We start from the raw sequence: 15,149 nt of genomic DNA, 5'->3' as shown, positions 1-15,149 counted from the left end.
CGGAGATCCAGCGCCCTACCGCCCGACGCGCTCCCCTCGCTTGCCTGACGGCACGAGGGGTTTTTTGTTGCACAGGGACGACGCGCCAACCGAACAAACCTCGCAAAAAGCTCGCACACACCACTCTGCATCGAGAAGAGAATGCCGATGACCGAGCAGGCCACCGGGGCCCACCATCCGCAGCCGCGGCCCCGCCACGGAGGACTCCAGCAGTCGCCGATCGAGCACGTCACGGGCGCCCAGTCGCTCATCCGCTCGCTCGAGGAGGTAGGAGCCGACACGGTCTTCGGCATTCCCGGCGGCACGATCCTGCCGGCGTACGACCCGATGATGGACTCCACCCGGGTGCGCCACGTCCTGGTCCGGCACGAGCAGGGCGCCGGCCACGCGGCCACCGGCTACGCGCAGGCCACCGGCAAGGTCGGCGTCTGCATGGCCACCTCCGGCCCGGGCGCCACCAACCTGGTCACCCCGATCGCCGACGCCAACATGGACTCGGTGCCGCTGGTCGCGATCACCGGGCAGGTGGTGTCCTCGGCGATCGGCACGGACGCCTTCCAGGAGGCGGACATCGTCGGCATCACCATGCCGATCACCAAGCACAGCTTCCTGGTCACCCGCGCCGAGGAGATCCCCCGGGTCATCGCCGAGGCCTTCCACATCGCCTCCACCGGCCGCCCCGGCCCGGTGCTGGTCGACATCCCGAAGGACATCCTCCAGGCGAAGACCACCTTCGCCTGGCCGCCGGCCGTCGACCTGCCGGGCTACCGTCCGGTCACCAAGCCGCACGCCAAGCAGATCCGCGAGGCCGCCCGGCTGATCACCTCCGCGAAGCGCCCCGTGCTCTACGTCGGCGGCGGTGTCCTCAAGGCCGGCGCCACCGCCGAGCTGAAGGTGCTCGCGGAGCTGACCGGGGCGCCGGTCACCACCACGCTGATGGCGCTGGGCGCGTTCCCCGACAGCCACCCGCAGCACGTGGGCATGCCCGGCATGCACGGCTCGGTCTCCGCGGTCACCGCGCTGCAGAAGTCCGACCTGATCGTCGCCCTCGGCGCCCGCTTCGACGACCGCGTCACCGGCAAGCTGGACAGCTTCGCCCCGCACGCCAAGGTCGTCCACGCGGACATCGACCCGGCGGAGATCGGCAAGAACCGCGAGGCCGACGTGCCGATCGTCGGCGACGCCCGCGAGGTCATCGCCGACCTGGTCCAGGCCGTGCAGAAGGAGCACTCCGAGGGCCACCGCGCCGACCTGACCGCCTGGTGGGCGGACCTGGACCGCTGGCGCGAGAACTACCCGCTGGGCTACGAGCTGCCGGCCGACGGCTCGCTCTCCCCGCAGCAGGTCATCGAGCGGATCGGGCAGCTCGCCCCCGAGGGCACGATCTTCACCGCGGGCGTGGGCCAGCACCAGATGTGGGCCGCGCACTTCCTGCAGCACGAGAGGCCGGGCAGCTGGCTGAACTCCGGCGGCGCCGGAACCATGGGCTACGCGGTTCCCGCCGCGATGGGCGCCAAGGCCGGCCACCCGGAGCGCGCGGTCTGGGCGATCGACGGCGACGGCTGCTTCCAGATGACCAACCAGGAGCTCACCACCTGCGCCCTGAACAACATCCCGATCAAGGTCGCCGTCATCAACAACGGCGCCCTGGGGATGGTCCGCCAGTGGCAGACGCTCTTCTACAACCAGCGCTACTCCAACACGGTGCTGCACTCCGGCCCCGCCGCCGAGGCCAAGGGCCCCAGCGCCGGCACCCGGGTCCCCGACTTCGTCAAGCTGTCCGAGGCGATGGGCTGCCACGCCATCCGCTGCGAGTCGCCCGACGAGCTGGACAAGGTCATCGAGGAGGCCAACTCGATCAACGACCGCCCGGTCGTCGTGGACTTCATCGTCCACGAGGACGCGATGGTCTGGCCGATGGTCGCCGCCGGCACCTCCAACGACGAGATCATGGCCGCGCGGGACGTCCGCCCCGACTTCGGCGACAACGAAGAGTGATGGAGCGAGGAACACCTGACATGTCGAAGCACACGCTCTCCGTCCTGGTGCAGAACACGCCGGGCATCCTGGCGCGGATCGCCGCGCTCTTCTCCCGCCGCGGGTTCAACATCGACTCGCTCGCCGTGGGCGTCACCGAGCACCCCGACATCTCCCGCATCACCATCGTGGTGGGCGTCGAGGACCTCCCGCTGGAGCAGGTCACCAAGCAGCTCAACAAGCTGGTCAACGTCCTGAAGATCGTCGAGCTGGACCCGTCCCAGTCGGTCCGGCGCCAGCTGGTCCTGGTCAAGGTGCGCGCGGACAACGAGACCCGCTCGCAGATCACCCAGATCGTCGACCTGTTCCGCGCCAAGACGGTGGACGTCTCCCCGGAGGCCGTCACCATCGAGGCCACCGGCGGCAGCGACAAGCTGGAGGCCATGCTCAGGATGCTGGAGCCGTACGGCATCAAGGAGCTGGTCCAGTCCGGGACGATCGCCATAGGGCGCGGCGCGCGGTCCATCACCGACCGCTCGCTGCGGGCCCTCGACCGCGCCTCCTGACCCGGGCCGGCGCCCCGCACACCCCCGGCTCGCCCGCATGGCGAGACCGCAGAACCTCTTCCCCCGCCCGGTCATACGCTGGGCGCGACACCTGCGACACCTGCAGACCGACAACCCTGCAGAACATAGGAGTGAACCGAAGTGGCCGAGCTGTTCTACGACGCCGACGCCGACCTGTCCATCATCCAGGGCCGCAAGGTCGCGGTCATCGGCTACGGCAGCCAGGGTCACGCGCACGCCCTGTCGCTGCGCGACTCCGGTGTGGACGTCCGCGTCGGTCTGCACGAGGGCTCCAAGTCCCGCGCCAAGGCCGAGGAGCAGGGCCTGCGCGTGGTCACCCCGGCCGAGGCCGCGGCCGAGGCCGACGTCGTGATGATCCTGGTCCCGGACCCGATCCAGGCGCAGGTCTACGAGGAGTCGATCAAGGACAACCTGAAGGACGGCGACGCCCTGTTCTTCGGCCACGGCTTCAACATCCGGTTCGGCTTCATCAAGGCCCCGGCCGGCGTGGACATCTGCATGGTCGCCCCCAAGGGCCCGGGCCACCTGGTGCGCCGTCAGTACGAGGAGGGCCGCGGCGTTCCCTGCATCGCGGCCGTCGAGCAGGACGCCACCGGCAAGGGCTTCGAGCTGGCGCTGTCCTACGCCAAGGCGATCGGCGGCACCCGCGCCGGCGTCATCAAGACGACCTTCACCGAGGAGACCGAGACCGACCTGTTCGGCGAGCAGGCCGTGCTCTGCGGCGGCACCGCCGCGCTGGTCAAGGCCGGCTTCGAGACCCTCACGGAGGCGGGCTACCAGCCGGAGATCGCCTACTTCGAGTGCCTCCACGAGCTGAAGCTGATCGTCGACCTGATGTACGAGGGCGGCCTGGAGAAGATGCGCTGGTCGGTCTCCGAGACCGCCGAGTGGGGCGACTACGTCACCGGCCCGCGGATCATCACCGACGCCACCAAGGCCGAGATGAAGAAGGTCCTCGCGGAGATCCAGGACGGCACCTTCGCCCAGCAGTGGATGGACGAGTACCACGGCGGCCTGAAGAAGTACAACGAGTACAAGAACCAGGACTCGCAGCACCTGCTCGAGACCACCGGCAAGGAGCTGCGCAAGCTCATGAGCTGGGTCGACGAGGAGGCGTAAGCCCACTGCCGGGGCCGGAGCGACGCTCCGGCCCCGGCCCTGCCCCCTCGCGAAACCCCACGGACGGGTGATCCTTCCGCACAGGCGCGGGACGATGTCCGGCACCCCACTACACTGCACTGCATACGCGTCAGGCCCACAGCGTCGTGCGTCTTCCACGCGGCTAGCACCCCTCCACGCCTGCGGCCGTCGGGACGGCCGTCCGCAACGCAATTGAGGACTCACGTGAGCTCGAAACCTGTCGTACTCATCGCTGAAGAGCTGTCGCCCGCCACCGTCGACGCACTCGGTCCGGACTTCGAGATCCGGCACTGCAACGGGGCCGACCGGAGCGAACTGCTCCCGGCCCTCGCCGACGTCGACGCGATCCTGATCCGCTCGGCCACCAAGGTCGACGCCGAGGCGATCGCCGCGGCGAACAAGCTGAAGGTCGTCGCGCGGGCCGGCGTCGGCCTCGACAACGTCGACGTCTCCGCCGCCACCAAGGCCGGCGTGATGGTCGTCAACGCCCCCACGTCGAACATCGTGACCGCCGCCGAGCTGGCCTGCGGTCTCCTCCTGGCCACGGCCCGCAACATCCCGCAGGCCAACGCCGCTCTGAAGAACGGCGAGTGGAAGCGCTCCAAGTACACGGGCGTCGAGCTGGCCGAGAAGACCCTCGGCGTGGTCGGCCTCGGCCGGATCGGCGCGCTGGTCGCCCAGCGGATGTCCGCCTTCGGCATGAAGGTCGTCGCCTACGACCCGTACGTGCAGCCCGCCCGGGCCGCGCAGATGGGCGTCAAGGTCCTGACGCTGGACGAGCTGCTCGAGGTCTCCGACTTCATCACCGTCCACCTGCCGAAGACGCCGGAGACGCTCGGCCTGATCGGCGACGAGGCGCTGCGCAAGGTCAAGCCGACCGTGCGGATCGTCAACGCCGCGCGCGGCGGCATCGTCGACGAGGAGGCGCTGTACTCGGCGCTCAAGGAGGGCCGGGTCGCCGGCGCCGGCCTCGACGTCTACGCCAAGGAGCCGTGCACGGACTCGCCGCTGTTCGAGTTCGACCAGGTCGTCTCCACGCCGCACCTGGGCGCGTCCACGGACGAGGCGCAGGAGAAGGCCGGTATCGCCGTCGCCCGTTCGGTGCGGCTGGCGCTCGCCGGTGAGCTGGTGCCGGACGCGGTGAACGTCCAGGGCGGCGTGATCGCCGAGGACGTCAAGCCGGGTCTGCCGCTGGCCGAGCGGCTGGGCCGCATCTTCACGGCGCTGGCCGGCGAGGTCGCGGTCCGCCTCGACGTCGAGGTGTACGGCGAGATCACCCAGCACGACGTCAAGGTGCTGGAACTCTCCGCGCTGAAGGGCGTCTTCGAGGACGTCGTCGAGGACACGGTGTCCTACGTCAACGCCCCGCTGTTCGCGCAGGAGCGCGGTGTCGAGGTGCGGCTGACCACCAGCTCCGAGTCGCCCGACCACCGCAACGTGGTCACCGTGCGCGGCACGCTGGGCAACGGCACGGAGGTGTCGGTCTCCGGCACGCTGGCCGGCCCGAAGCACCACCAGAAGCTGGTCGCCGTCGGCGAGTTCGACGTGGACCTGGCGCTGACCGACCACATGCTGGTGCTGCGCTACGCCGACCGTCCCGGCGTGGTCGGCACGGTCGGCCGGGTGCTCGGCGAGTCCGGCGTCAACATCGCGGGGATGCAGGTCGCCCGCGCCGCGGCCGGCGGCGAGGCGCTCGCGGTGCTGACGGTCGACGACACGGTGCCGCCGGCGGTGCTGTCGGAGCTGGCCGAGGAGATCGGCGCGACCTCCGCGCGCGCCATCAACCTCACCTGACGGCACCCGCCCCTGCCCGACCCGGGCCCGCCCCCACCCGTTCCGCACGGGCGGGGGCGGGCCCGCGGGCTTTCCCGGGCCGGCGCCCGCGGGTCCGTCTCCCCGGTTCTCCCCGGTTCTCCCCGCCCTGCCTGCCCTTCCCGCCCTTCCTGCCTTTCCCGCCCCTCCCGCCCCGCAGGAGCAGGGGCGGATCACCCTTCCCCGGTGCTCCGGACGCCGATGCCCCGCAGCGTGGCCGCGGCGACGACCGCGGCGACGACGAGCACCGCGGCCGCGGTGAGCGCGGCGGCGTGCATGCCCTCGGTGAAGGCCACCCGGGCCGCCTGGGTCAGGGCCTCGCCCGCGCGTCCGGGCAGTTCCGCCGCGACGGCCAGCGCCCCGCCGAGGGTCTCCCGGGCCGCCTCGGGCGCCGCGTCGGGGATGCGGTCGCGGTAGACGGCGGTGCCGACGGAGCCCAGCACGGCCATGCCGAGCGCGCCGCCGAACTCCGCGCCGGTCTCCAGCAGCGAGGAGGCCGAACCCGCCTTCTCCACCGGGGCGGCGCCCAGCGCCAGGTCCGTCATCTGCGACATCACCAGCACGATGCCGCAGGCCAGCACCCCGGCCGCGACCAGGAGCAGGACCAGCGAGTCGGTGCCGGGCGCGGAGAGCAGGGCGAAACCGCCGGCGGCGATCAGGAACCCGGCCGTCACCACGTGCACCCGGGGCACGCCCCGGTGCACCAGCGCCGTCGCGGCCGGCGCCGTCGCGCCGATCGGCAGGGACGGGACCAGCGACCACAGGGCGGCCTCCAGGGCGCTCATGCCGAGCACCGACTGCAGGTACTGGGTGGTGAAGAAGGACGAGCCCATCATGCCCAGCGCGGACACCGCGTTGAGCGCCACCGCCGGGCCGAAGCCGCGGGAGCGGAACAGGCCGCGCGGGATCATCGGGGAGGCCGCGGTGCGCTGCCGCCACGCGAAGAGCACCCCGAACAGCAGCCCCGTGCCGACGAAGAGGCCCTGCTCCGCCCGCGGGCCGTCGGAGGCGAACTCCTTCAGACCGTGGATCAGGGGCAGCACCGCCGCCATCGACAGCGGCACGCTCAACAGGTCGAACCGGCCCGGTGACGGGTCCCTGGACTCCGGCAGGAGCACCGGACCGAGCACCAGCAGCAGGGCCATGGCGGGCAGGTTCACCAGGAACACCGAACCCCACCAGAAGAACTCGACCAGCACCCCGCTCATCACGGAACCCAGCGCGACGCCGCCGGTCATCACCGCGGTCCACACACCGATCGCCTGGGCGCGCTGCCGGGGATCGGTGAACATCGTGCGGACCAGCGCCATCGTCGAGGGCATCAGGGTGGCGCCGCCGATGCCGAGGGCCGCGCGGGCGGCGATCAGCGCCACCGCGCTGTCGGCGTAGGCGGCGGCCAGCGAGGCCACGCCGAACGCGGCGGCGCCGAACAGCAGCAGCCGGCGGCGGCCGATGCGGTCGCCCAGCGAGCCCATCGTCATCAGCAGACCGGCCAGCACGAAGGCGTAGATGTCGAAGATCCAGAGCTGTTGGGTGCCGGTGGGCGCGAGGTCGGCGTTGATCGCCGGGACCGCGAAGTAGAGCACCGACACGTCCATCGAGACCAGCAGCAGCGGCAGCATCAGCACCGTCAGCGCGGTCCACTCGCGGCGTCCGGCCCGGGCCGGGGTGGGAGTCGTCGTCATACCGGGAACCGTACACCCGTCTTATACGTTCGTCTATGACGAGTGTATAATACAGTCGTCAGAGACGTGTGTACGGATGCGGATAGAGTGGCGGCATGGGTCATCGTGAGGATCTGCTGGAGGGCGCCAAGCGCTGCCTGCTGGAGCAGGGGTTCGCCCGGACCACGGCGCGCGACATCGTGCGGGCGTCAGGGGCCAACCTGGCGTCGATCGGCTACCACTACGGCTCCAAGGACGCGCTGCTCGCCCAGGCGTACGTGGCGCTGGTGGAGGACCAGGCGGAACGCTTCGACTGGGACGCCGGTCCGGCCGGCACCGCTCCCGGGTCCCCCGAGCGGGTGCGGGCGGTGCTGCGGACGCTGGTCGACTCACTGCGGCGGCCGGACTCGATCTGGCACCTCAGCATGGAGATCATCGCCCTGGGCGACCGGCTTCCCGAGATCCGACGCAACCTCGCCGAGGCCCAGAAGGAGGGCGGCCGCGGCCTCGCCGCGCTGCTGCTGGGCATCCCGGAGGAAGAGGTCGACGACGAGCTCACGGACACCGTGGGCGGCCTCGCCATGGTCCTGATGAGCGGCCTCATCGCCCAGCACACGCTCGACCCGGAGTTCGCCCCCGACGGCGACCGGCTCGCCGACGGCCTGTTCCGGCTGGTGGGATCACCCGCCGCGGGGCGACCGGCCCCCGCCGAGGGCCGGTGACCCCAGCCGGGCGGCCTTGACCCCCATGTGGAGCAGGAGGCGGTGCTCGCCGTCGTCCAGGTCGAGGCCGGTGAGCTGCTCCACCCGGGAGAGGCGGTAGTAGAGCGTCTGCCGGTGGATGCCGAGGGCCGCCGCGGCACGGCCCGCCTGCCCGGCGTGGTCCAGGAACACCTCCGCGGTGCGGGCCAGCTCGGCGTGGGCGAGCAGGCCGCGCAGGGCGGTGTCCTCCGCCGCGCCGGCCGGAAGCCGGGTGAGCAGACGGTACGGGCCGATCCCCGACCACTGCGCCACCGGGCCCAGCCGGGGTTCGGCGGAGGCGGCCCGGGCGGCGGCCAGCGCCTGGTCCCACAGCTCGCCCGCCTCCCGCGCACCCCGCCGCGGCCCGCCCACCCCCGCGGCCGAGCCGGGCGCCAGCCGCGCCACGGAGGTCAGCACCGAGGCCGGCACCTCCGCGCCGGTGCGCACCCGCACCAGCAGTGCCAGCGTCTGGGCGCCGCCCGTCAGCGGCGCCGCGCAGGCCGCCGCCGTGCCCGGCACCCGGCGGGCCGACGGGGGGTCCTCCTCCGTCCACGGCGTCACGCACACCACGGTGTACAGGTCGCCGGCGTCCGGGCCGAGCGCCGATTCCAGCGCGGTCAGCGCGATCTCGCGCTCCCGCCCCGGGCCGCCGGTCTCCAGCACCCGCCGGAACTCCCGGGTCACCGCGTCCTCCGCGGACGCCTCCTCGGCCAGCAGCGCGCCGATCCGTCCGGCCACCCGCATGGCCGCCTTGAGCTGCTCCTCGGTGGGGCCCGGCTCCGACTCCAGCAGCCACACGTATCCCTGCACGACCTCGCGGGAGCGGGCGGGCAGGCAGATCCGGCCCCGCAGCACCCCCGCCTCGGGCGCCGGGGGGATGCGCACCGGCCCCTTCGCGCGGGCGATGCCGAAGCCCTCGAACCAGGCCCTGACCTGCGCGGACGAGCTGCGCGCCAGGATCGTCCGGGTCCTCACGGGGTCCAGTGCGGCCTCGTCGCCGAGGCCGTCGTGCACCCCGAACGCGATCAGGCCGAAGTCGCGGCCCTCCAGCGTGGCCGGCACGCCCAGCAGGGCGGAGATCTCGTCGACGAGTTCCTGGTAGTCGGGTCTCACCGCTCCATTCTCCCCCCTCTTCATACAGATGTCTGAGAGGAAAGCCGCGGATCCGTGACAGGTGTCGATAGGTGAAACGGAACCTGGATCCCTACCGTTCGAATCGGCGGTCCACGCCCTCGTCACTTTCGCTTCATCAGGAGGTCCCCGTGCTGGGTCCCGTGATTCTCGCCGCCTCGCGCAGCGACAGGATGCGCCGTCTGGTCACCGCGGCCCCGGGGACCAAGCAGGTCGTCGACCGGTTCATCCCCGGCGAGACCGTCGACGACGTGCTGCCGATCATCCGCAGCCTCACCGACCAGGGCCTCGAGCTCACCATGGACGTGGTGGGCGAGGACGTCACCACGCCCGAGCAAGCCGAGGCGGCCCGCGACGCCTACCTCGAGCTGATCGCCCACCTGAAGGAGCTGGAGCTCGGCCCCAAGGTCGAGATGTCCGTCAAGCTCTCGATGTTCGGCCAGGACCTGGAGAACGGCGTGGAGATCTCCCGCGCCAACGTCCGCCCGGTCGTCGAGGCCGCCTCCGAGATCGGCACCACGGTCACCCTCGACGCCGAGGACCACACCACCATCGACAAGATGCTGGCCACCCACGCCTGGCTGCGCGAGGACTTCCCGCAGACCGGCTGCGTGCTGCAGGCGATGCTGTTCCGCACCGAGGAGGACGCCCGCCGTCTGGCCGGGAACGGCAGCCGCGTGCGCATCGTCAAGGGCGCCTACAAGGAGCCCGCCGAGGTCGCCCACCAGTCCAAGGCGGAGATCGACAAGGCCTACGTGCGGATCCTGAAGATCCTCATGAACGGCAACGGCTACCCCATGATCGGGTCGCACGATCCGCGGATGATCTCCATCGGGCAGGAGCTCGCGCGCCGCGCAGGGCGCAAGATGGAGGAGTACGAGATTCAGATGCTGTTCGGCATCCGCGGCGACGAGTCGCTGCGTCTGGCCGCCGAGGGTCACCGGATGCGTGTCTACACCGCGTACGGCACCGACTGGTACGGCTACTTCATGCGCCGTCTCGCCGAGAAGCCGTCGAACCTCCGGTTCTTCCTGCGTTCGATGGTCAGCAAGGGCTGAGCCCCCGCGCCGCACCAGACCGCACCACACAGCACCGCTCGCCCGCACAACCGCCCCACCGCTGAGAGCTCTCACAAGGAGAAGGAACCCATGGACGCTGTGACCCAGGTCCCCACGCCCGTGAACGAGCCGGTGCACGGCTACGCCCCCGGCTCGGCCGAGCGCGCCCGGCTGGAGGCCAAGCTCAAGGAGCTGGCCGACAACCCGATCGAGCTCCCGATGACCATCGGCGGCGTCAAGCGCCTCGGCGGCGGCGAGGAGTTCAAGGTCGTCCAGCCGCACAACCACCAGGCGGTCCTCGGCACCGGCCGCAACGCCACCCAGCAGGACGCCCAGGAGGCCATCGACGCCGCCCTGGCCGCCGCCCCGGCCTGGCGCGCCATGTCCTTCGACGACCGCGCCGCGATCATCCTGCGCGCCGCCGAGCTGCTGTCCGGCCCGTGGCGCGAGACGCTGGCCGCCTCCACCATGCTCGGCCAGGGCAAGACCGCCCAGCAGGCCGAGATCGACACCCCCTGCGAGCTGGTCGACTTCTGGCGCTTCAACGTGCACTACGCGCGCCAGATCCTCGCCGAGCAGCCCCCGGCGAACTCCCCGGGCGTGTGGAACCGCATGGACCACCGCCCGCTGGAGGGCTTCGTCTACGCGATCACGCCGTTCAACTTCACGGCCATCGCCGCCAACCTGCCGACCGCGCCCGCGCTGATGGGCAACGTCGTGGTGTGGAAGCCGTCCCCGACGCAGACCCACGCCGCCGTGCTGATGATGCGGCTGCTGGAGGAGGCGGGCCTGCCCAAGGGCGTCATCAACCTGGTCACCGGTGACGGCATCGCGGTCTCGGAGGTCGCGCTGAACCACCGCGACCTGGCCGGCATCCACTTCACCGGCTCCACCAAGACCTTCCAGCACCTGTGGAAGACGGTCGGCGCCAACATCGAGAAGTACCGCACCTACCCCCGCCTGGTCGGCGAGACCGGCGGCAAGGACTTCGTCGTCGCCCACCCGAGCGCCGACCGCGCGATCCTGAAGACCGCGCTGACCCGCGGCGCCTTCGAGTACCAGGGCCAGAAGTGCTCCGCCACCTCCCGCGCCTACATCCCGGCCTCCATCTGGAACGACGGGTTCAAGGAGGAGTTCGCGGCCGAGGTCGACGGCATCAGGATGGGTGACGTCACCGACCTGTCGAACTTCATCGGCGCCGTGATCGACGAGCGCGCCTTCGCCAAGAACAAGGCCGCCATCGACCGCGCCAAGGCCGACGACGCCTGCACGATCGTGGCCGGCGGCACCTACGACGACTCGGTCGGCTACTTCGTCCGCCCGACCGTCATCGAGTGCGGCGACCCGGAGAACGAGGTCTTCACCACCGAGTACTTCGGCCCGATCCTCGCCGTGTACGTCTACGAGGACGACCGGTACGACGAGATGCTGACCCAGATGGAGTCGGCCTCCGACTACGCCCTCACCGGCTCGGTCATCTCCCAGGACCGCGCCGCGGCCGCCTACACGATGGAGAAGCTCCGCTACGCGGCGGGCAACTTCTACATCAACGACAAGTCGACCGGCGCCGTGGTCGGCCAGCAGCCCTTCGGCGGCGGCCGCGCCTCCGGCACCAACGACAAGGCCGGCGCCCCGCAGAACCTGCAGCGCTGGACCCTGACCCGGGCCATCAAGGAGACCCTGGTCCCGCCGACCGAGTACGGCTACCCGCACATGGGCTGACCGCCCCTGTCCGACGGGTCCGCCCCCGCCTCCCGGAGGAGGCGGGGGCGGACCCGTTCTCCGGTGGTACGCACGGTGGTACACGCGGGGCGCCGGGGCACGGGTGCGGCCGATGGGGTGGTCCCCGTCTCGGATAGTAGGACTTCCGAGTAACTGTGGAGACATCCAAGCCCGCCTGGCCTAGCTTGGTGGAAGCCGAACGTTCCGCCCGATCCGGCGAACGGCGTTGGCGAGCCACGCCCCCGCGCAGGTGACCCCTGCGGCGTGCCGCTCCCCGCCCCTTCCGGCGCCTGGAACCCCTCTTCCTGCCGCATCGCTGCCGCATTCCTGCCGCAGTCCCGTCGAAGGAGCCGAAGCGTCATGTCCGAGACCACCGCAGCCCCCCACCCGCACGCCACCGCCCGCTCCCGCGCCCGCCGGTCCCACGTGGCCGACGCCGACCGCCGCAACGCCGCCGCCGCCCTCCAGCGCGCCCTCGACCGCCGCGACAACGGCGGGGCGACCGGCCACTGACGCCGCCGCCCGCACGGACGGAGGCCCGCCCTTCTGTCCGGATGGCGGACGGCACGGGCCACTCCTTGGGACGACCGATTAGGGTGCGGACATGTCTCGCAGCATCGATCTCGCAGTGATCCCCGGTGACGGCATCGGGCAGGAAGTCGTGGCCGAAGGCCTGAAGGTCCTCTCCGCCGTCCTCCCGCAGGACGTGAAGCTGGAGACCACCGAGTACGACTTCGGCGCCCGCCGGTACCACGCCACCGGCGAGACCCTCACCGACGAGGACCTCGCCGCGCTCCAGGGGCACGACGCGATCCTGCTCGGCGCCATCGGCGACCCCTCCGTCCCCTCCGGCGTGCTGGAGCGCGGCTTCCTGCTCAAGCTGCGGTTCGCCTTCGACCACCACGTCAACCTGCGCCCCTCCAAGCTGCTGCCGGGTGTCTCCACCCCGCTGGCCGGCGAGCCGCAGATCGACTTCGTGGTGGTCCGGGAGGGCACCGAGGGCCCCTACACGGGCAACGGCGGCACCATCCGCAAGGGCACCGAGCACGAGGTGGCCACCGAGGTCTCGGTGAACACCGCGTTCGGCGTCGAGCGCGTGGTCCGCGACGCGTTCGCCCGCGCGCAGGCCCGCCCGCGCAAGAAGCTGGCGCTGATCCACAAGAACAACGTGCTGACCTTCGCCGGTCACCTGTGGACCGACGTGTTCGACCGCGTCGCCCAGGAGTTCCCCGAGGTCACCACCGAGTACATGCACGTCGACGCCGCGACCATCTACCTGGTCACGCAGCCCGAGCGGTTCGACGTGATCGTCACCGACAACCTGTTCGGCGACATCATCACCGACCTCGCCGCCGCCGTCTCCGGCGGAATCGGCGTCGCCGCCTCGGGGAACATCAACCCGAGCGGCGCCTACCCGTCGATGTTCGAGCCGGTCCACGGATCCGCCCCCGACATCGCGGGCCAGGGCAAGGCCGACCCCACGGCCACCGTCCTGTCCGTCGCGCTGCTGCTGCGCCACCTCGGTCTCGACGCCGAGGCCGCGCGGATCGACGATGCCGTCGCCGCCGACCTGGTCGAGCGCGCGGGCCTGCCCGCCCGGTCCACCGAGGAGATCGGCGACGCGCTCGCCGCACGAGTAGCCGGCTGACCTCCGGCCGCCCACCACCAACGAAAGCCGCCGGGAAGCACCTCGCACCCGGCGGCTTCCGCCATGTCCCGCCGGGTGCCACCATCGAAACGCAGGGCCCCACCACCGCACCGTTCCTTCACCGGGCACCCTCTTGCGATAATCGGACACGGAGTCGCGTCCGATCACCGCGGGAACGCGCCGGCCGGACGCCCCCTCCACCGGGCCATCCGGATCCCCGGGGAAGGCGAGCGGAAGCGCGGCCCGTCACTACAACGGTGAAGGACAGTTCTGCAGATGACGACGACGCCCACGATCGAGCGCAAGCCCACCTCGCACCCGCTGCCCGCGGCCGAGCGGGAAGCGATCCTGGCCAACCCCGGGTTCGGCCGCCACTTCACCGACCACATGGTGACGATCAAGTGGACCGAGGGCCGTGGCTGGCACGACGCCGAACTCGTCCCCTACGGCCCGCTCTCCCTCGACCCGGCCAACATGACCCTGCACTACGCGCAGGAGATCTTCGAGGGGCTCAAGGCCTACCGGCGCGCCGACGGCTCGGTGGGCGTCTTCCGCCCCGAGAAGAACGCCCGCCGCTTCCAGGCGTCCGCGCGTCGTCTCGCCATGCCGGAGCTGCCCGTCGAGACCTTCATCGAGGCCTGTGACGCGCTGGTCGAGCAGGACGTCGACTGGGTCCCGGCGCACGGCGGCGAGGAGTCGCTGTACCTGCGCCCGTTCCTGATCGCCACCGAGGTCGGCCTGGGCGTCCGGCCGGCCAAGGAGTACCTGTTCCTGGTCATCGCCTCGCCGGCCGGCGCCTACTTCCCGGGCGGCGTGAAGCCGGTCTCCATCTGGGTCGCCGAGGAGCACGTCCGCGCCGTCCCCGGCGGCATGGGCGACGCCAAGACCGGCGGCAACTACGCGGCCTCCCTGATGGCCCAGGCCGAGGCCGCCAAGGTGGGCTGCGACCAGGTCTGCTACCTCGACGCCATCGAGCGGAAGTGGATCGAGGAGCTCGGCGGCATGAACCTGTACTTCGTCTACGAGGACCGGATCGTCACCCCGGCGCTCAGCGGCTCCATCCTCGAGGGCGTCACCCGCGACTCGCTGCTGACCGTCGCCCGAGACCTCGGACACACCGCCGAGGAGGGCCGGATCTCGGTCGACCAGTGGCAGGCCGACGCCGAGAGCGGCGCCCTCAGGGAGGTCTTCGCCTGCGGCACCGCCGCGGTGATCACCCCCGTCGGCACGGTCAAGCGCAGCAGCGGCGCCGAGTGGAAGCACGGCTCCGGCGAGCCCGGCGCGGTCACCGTGCGCCTGCGCAACGCCCTGCTGGACATCCAGCGCGGCACCGCCGAGGACAAGCACGGCTGGATGCACAAGGTCTGCTGACCCGGCCCCCGCGCCGCCGTGCCGGGCTGCCCGGCACGGCGGCGCTCCCACGGCCCCGAGGAGCAGTCGCCCCTCGGGGCCGTCACCTGGGACGGAACTCCAGGTCCTGGGACGATTCGCCCGTATTCTGAGACACCCGGCCGGTCGCGGGGCGGACTGTGCCAAACTCCTCGCGTGCCCTCGTTCGCCATGATTATCGGCAGCAGGCGCGCCGGTCCGCAGTGACGGCCCGTACGTATCCCGTACGCGTGGTCACCGTCGTCGTCGACCCGCGCGCAGACCTCTCGCACCCGCGAGGG

Annotated in this window: 12 protein-coding genes; 10 read left to right on the top strand and 2 right to left on the bottom strand. The window is 71.5% G+C overall.

From position 1 onward, the window contains the following. Window positions 1-147 precede the first annotated feature (147 nt). The 4 genes from ABZ836_RS20075 to serA all read left to right on the top strand — a co-directional run bounded on the left by ABZ836_RS20075 (window position 148) and on the right by serA (window position 5,498). Complete coding sequence (locus ABZ836_RS20075) at window positions 148-1,998, top strand: acetolactate synthase large subunit (RefSeq protein WP_356136975.1); 1,851 nt, start codon at window positions 148-150, stop codon at window positions 1,996-1,998. 20 nt (window positions 1,999-2,018) lie between these two features. Continuing rightward, entirely contained in the window at window positions 2,019-2,543 is a 525-nt protein-coding gene (gene ilvN, locus ABZ836_RS20070; protein WP_356136977.1) for an acetolactate synthase small subunit, read from the top strand. 141 nt (window positions 2,544-2,684) lie between these two features. Continuing rightward, entirely contained in the window at window positions 2,685-3,683 is a 999-nt protein-coding gene (gene ilvC / locus ABZ836_RS20065) for a ketol-acid reductoisomerase (protein ID WP_356136979.1), read from the top strand. Window positions 3,684-3,908: 225 nt separating this feature from the next. Then, window positions 3,909-5,498: a phosphoglycerate dehydrogenase gene (serA, locus tag ABZ836_RS20060; protein WP_356136981.1), complete on the top strand. Its 1,590-nt coding sequence runs from the start codon at window positions 3,909-3,911 to the stop codon at window positions 5,496-5,498. Window positions 5,499-5,689: 191 nt separating this feature from the next. Here serA and ABZ836_RS20055 read toward each other — a convergent pair whose 3' ends face one another. Next, complete coding sequence (locus tag ABZ836_RS20055) at window positions 5,690-7,201, bottom strand: MFS transporter (protein ID WP_361143944.1); 1,512 nt, start codon at window positions 7,199-7,201, stop codon at window positions 5,690-5,692. A 95-nt stretch (window positions 7,202-7,296) separates the two neighbouring features. On the opposite strand from ABZ836_RS20055, the gene ABZ836_RS20050 reads away from it, so the two are divergent. Further along, window positions 7,297-7,902, top strand: coding sequence for a TetR/AcrR family transcriptional regulator (locus tag ABZ836_RS20050; RefSeq protein WP_356136985.1), 606 nt, complete (start codon window positions 7,297-7,299; stop codon window positions 7,900-7,902). Here ABZ836_RS20050 and ABZ836_RS20045 read toward each other — a convergent pair. Continuing rightward, window positions 7,861-9,057: a helix-turn-helix domain-containing protein gene (locus tag ABZ836_RS20045; protein WP_361143941.1), complete on the bottom strand. Its 1,197-nt coding sequence runs from the start codon at window positions 9,055-9,057 to the stop codon at window positions 7,861-7,863. The genes ABZ836_RS20050 and ABZ836_RS20045 overlap by 42 nt on opposite strands. A 125-nt stretch (window positions 9,058-9,182) precedes the next feature. Between ABZ836_RS20045 and ABZ836_RS20040 the strand changes: the two genes are divergently transcribed. The 5 genes from ABZ836_RS20040 to ABZ836_RS20020 all read left to right on the top strand — a co-directional run bounded on the left by ABZ836_RS20040 (window position 9,183) and on the right by ABZ836_RS20020 (window position 14,850). After that, complete coding sequence (locus ABZ836_RS20040; protein ID WP_361143938.1) at window positions 9,183-10,109, top strand: proline dehydrogenase family protein; 927 nt, start codon at window positions 9,183-9,185, stop codon at window positions 10,107-10,109. A gap of 90 nt (window positions 10,110-10,199) precedes the next feature. Continuing rightward, complete coding sequence (gene pruA / locus ABZ836_RS20035; RefSeq protein ID WP_356136991.1) at window positions 10,200-11,831, top strand: L-glutamate gamma-semialdehyde dehydrogenase; 1,632 nt, start codon at window positions 10,200-10,202, stop codon at window positions 11,829-11,831. 360 nt (window positions 11,832-12,191) lie between these two features. Beyond that, a complete protein-coding gene (locus ABZ836_RS20030) occupies window positions 12,192-12,344 on the top strand; it encodes a hypothetical protein (protein ID WP_356136993.1) in 153 nt (50 codons plus the stop codon). A 91-nt stretch (window positions 12,345-12,435) separates the two neighbouring features. After that, the gene (locus tag ABZ836_RS20025) at window positions 12,436-13,479 is read left to right on the top strand and encodes a 3-isopropylmalate dehydrogenase (RefSeq protein ID WP_356136995.1); all 1,044 of its coding nucleotides are present in this window, start codon (window positions 12,436-12,438) and stop codon (window positions 13,477-13,479) included. Window positions 13,480-13,755: 276 nt separating this feature from the next. Continuing rightward, window positions 13,756-14,850 carry a branched-chain amino acid aminotransferase gene (locus ABZ836_RS20020; RefSeq protein WP_356136997.1) on the top strand — a complete coding sequence of 365 codons (1,095 nt, stop codon included), beginning with the start codon at window positions 13,756-13,758 and terminating at the stop codon, window positions 14,848-14,850. Window positions 14,851-15,149: the final 299 nt, after the last annotated feature.

Source organism: Streptomyces sp. NPDC047130, from assembly GCF_040643475.1.
In the GTDB taxonomy this organism is placed as follows: Bacteria; Actinomycetota; Actinomycetes; order Streptomycetales; family Streptomycetaceae; genus Streptomyces.
This window is presented reverse-complemented; position numbering and strand designations above follow the sequence as displayed.

Bases quoted from the DNA above. Each gene is read 5' to 3' on its own strand.
- ABZ836_RS20075 (WP_356136975.1), top strand. From the start codon at position 148: ATGACCGAGCAGGCCACCGGGGCCCACCATCCGCAGCCGCGGCCCCGC.
- ABZ836_RS20030 (WP_356136993.1), top strand. From the start codon at position 12,192: ATGTCCGAGACCACCGCAGCCCCCCACCCGCACGCCACCGCCCGCTCC.
- ABZ836_RS20055 (WP_361143944.1), bottom strand. From the start codon at position 7,201: ATGACGACGACTCCCACCCCGGCCCGGGCCGGACGCCGCGAGTGGACC.
- ilvN (WP_356136977.1), top strand. From the start codon at position 2,019: ATGTCGAAGCACACGCTCTCCGTCCTGGTGCAGAACACGCCGGGCATC.
- ABZ836_RS20050 (WP_356136985.1), top strand. From the start codon at position 7,297: ATGGGTCATCGTGAGGATCTGCTGGAGGGCGCCAAGCGCTGCCTGCTG.
- ABZ836_RS20025 (WP_356136995.1), top strand. From the start codon at position 12,436: ATGTCTCGCAGCATCGATCTCGCAGTGATCCCCGGTGACGGCATCGGG.
- pruA (WP_356136991.1), top strand. From the start codon at position 10,200: ATGGACGCTGTGACCCAGGTCCCCACGCCCGTGAACGAGCCGGTGCAC.
- ABZ836_RS20045 (WP_361143941.1), bottom strand. From the start codon at position 9,057: ATGAAGAGGGGGGAGAATGGAGCGGTGAGACCCGACTACCAGGAACTC.
- ABZ836_RS20020 (WP_356136997.1), top strand. From the start codon at position 13,756: ATGACGACGACGCCCACGATCGAGCGCAAGCCCACCTCGCACCCGCTG.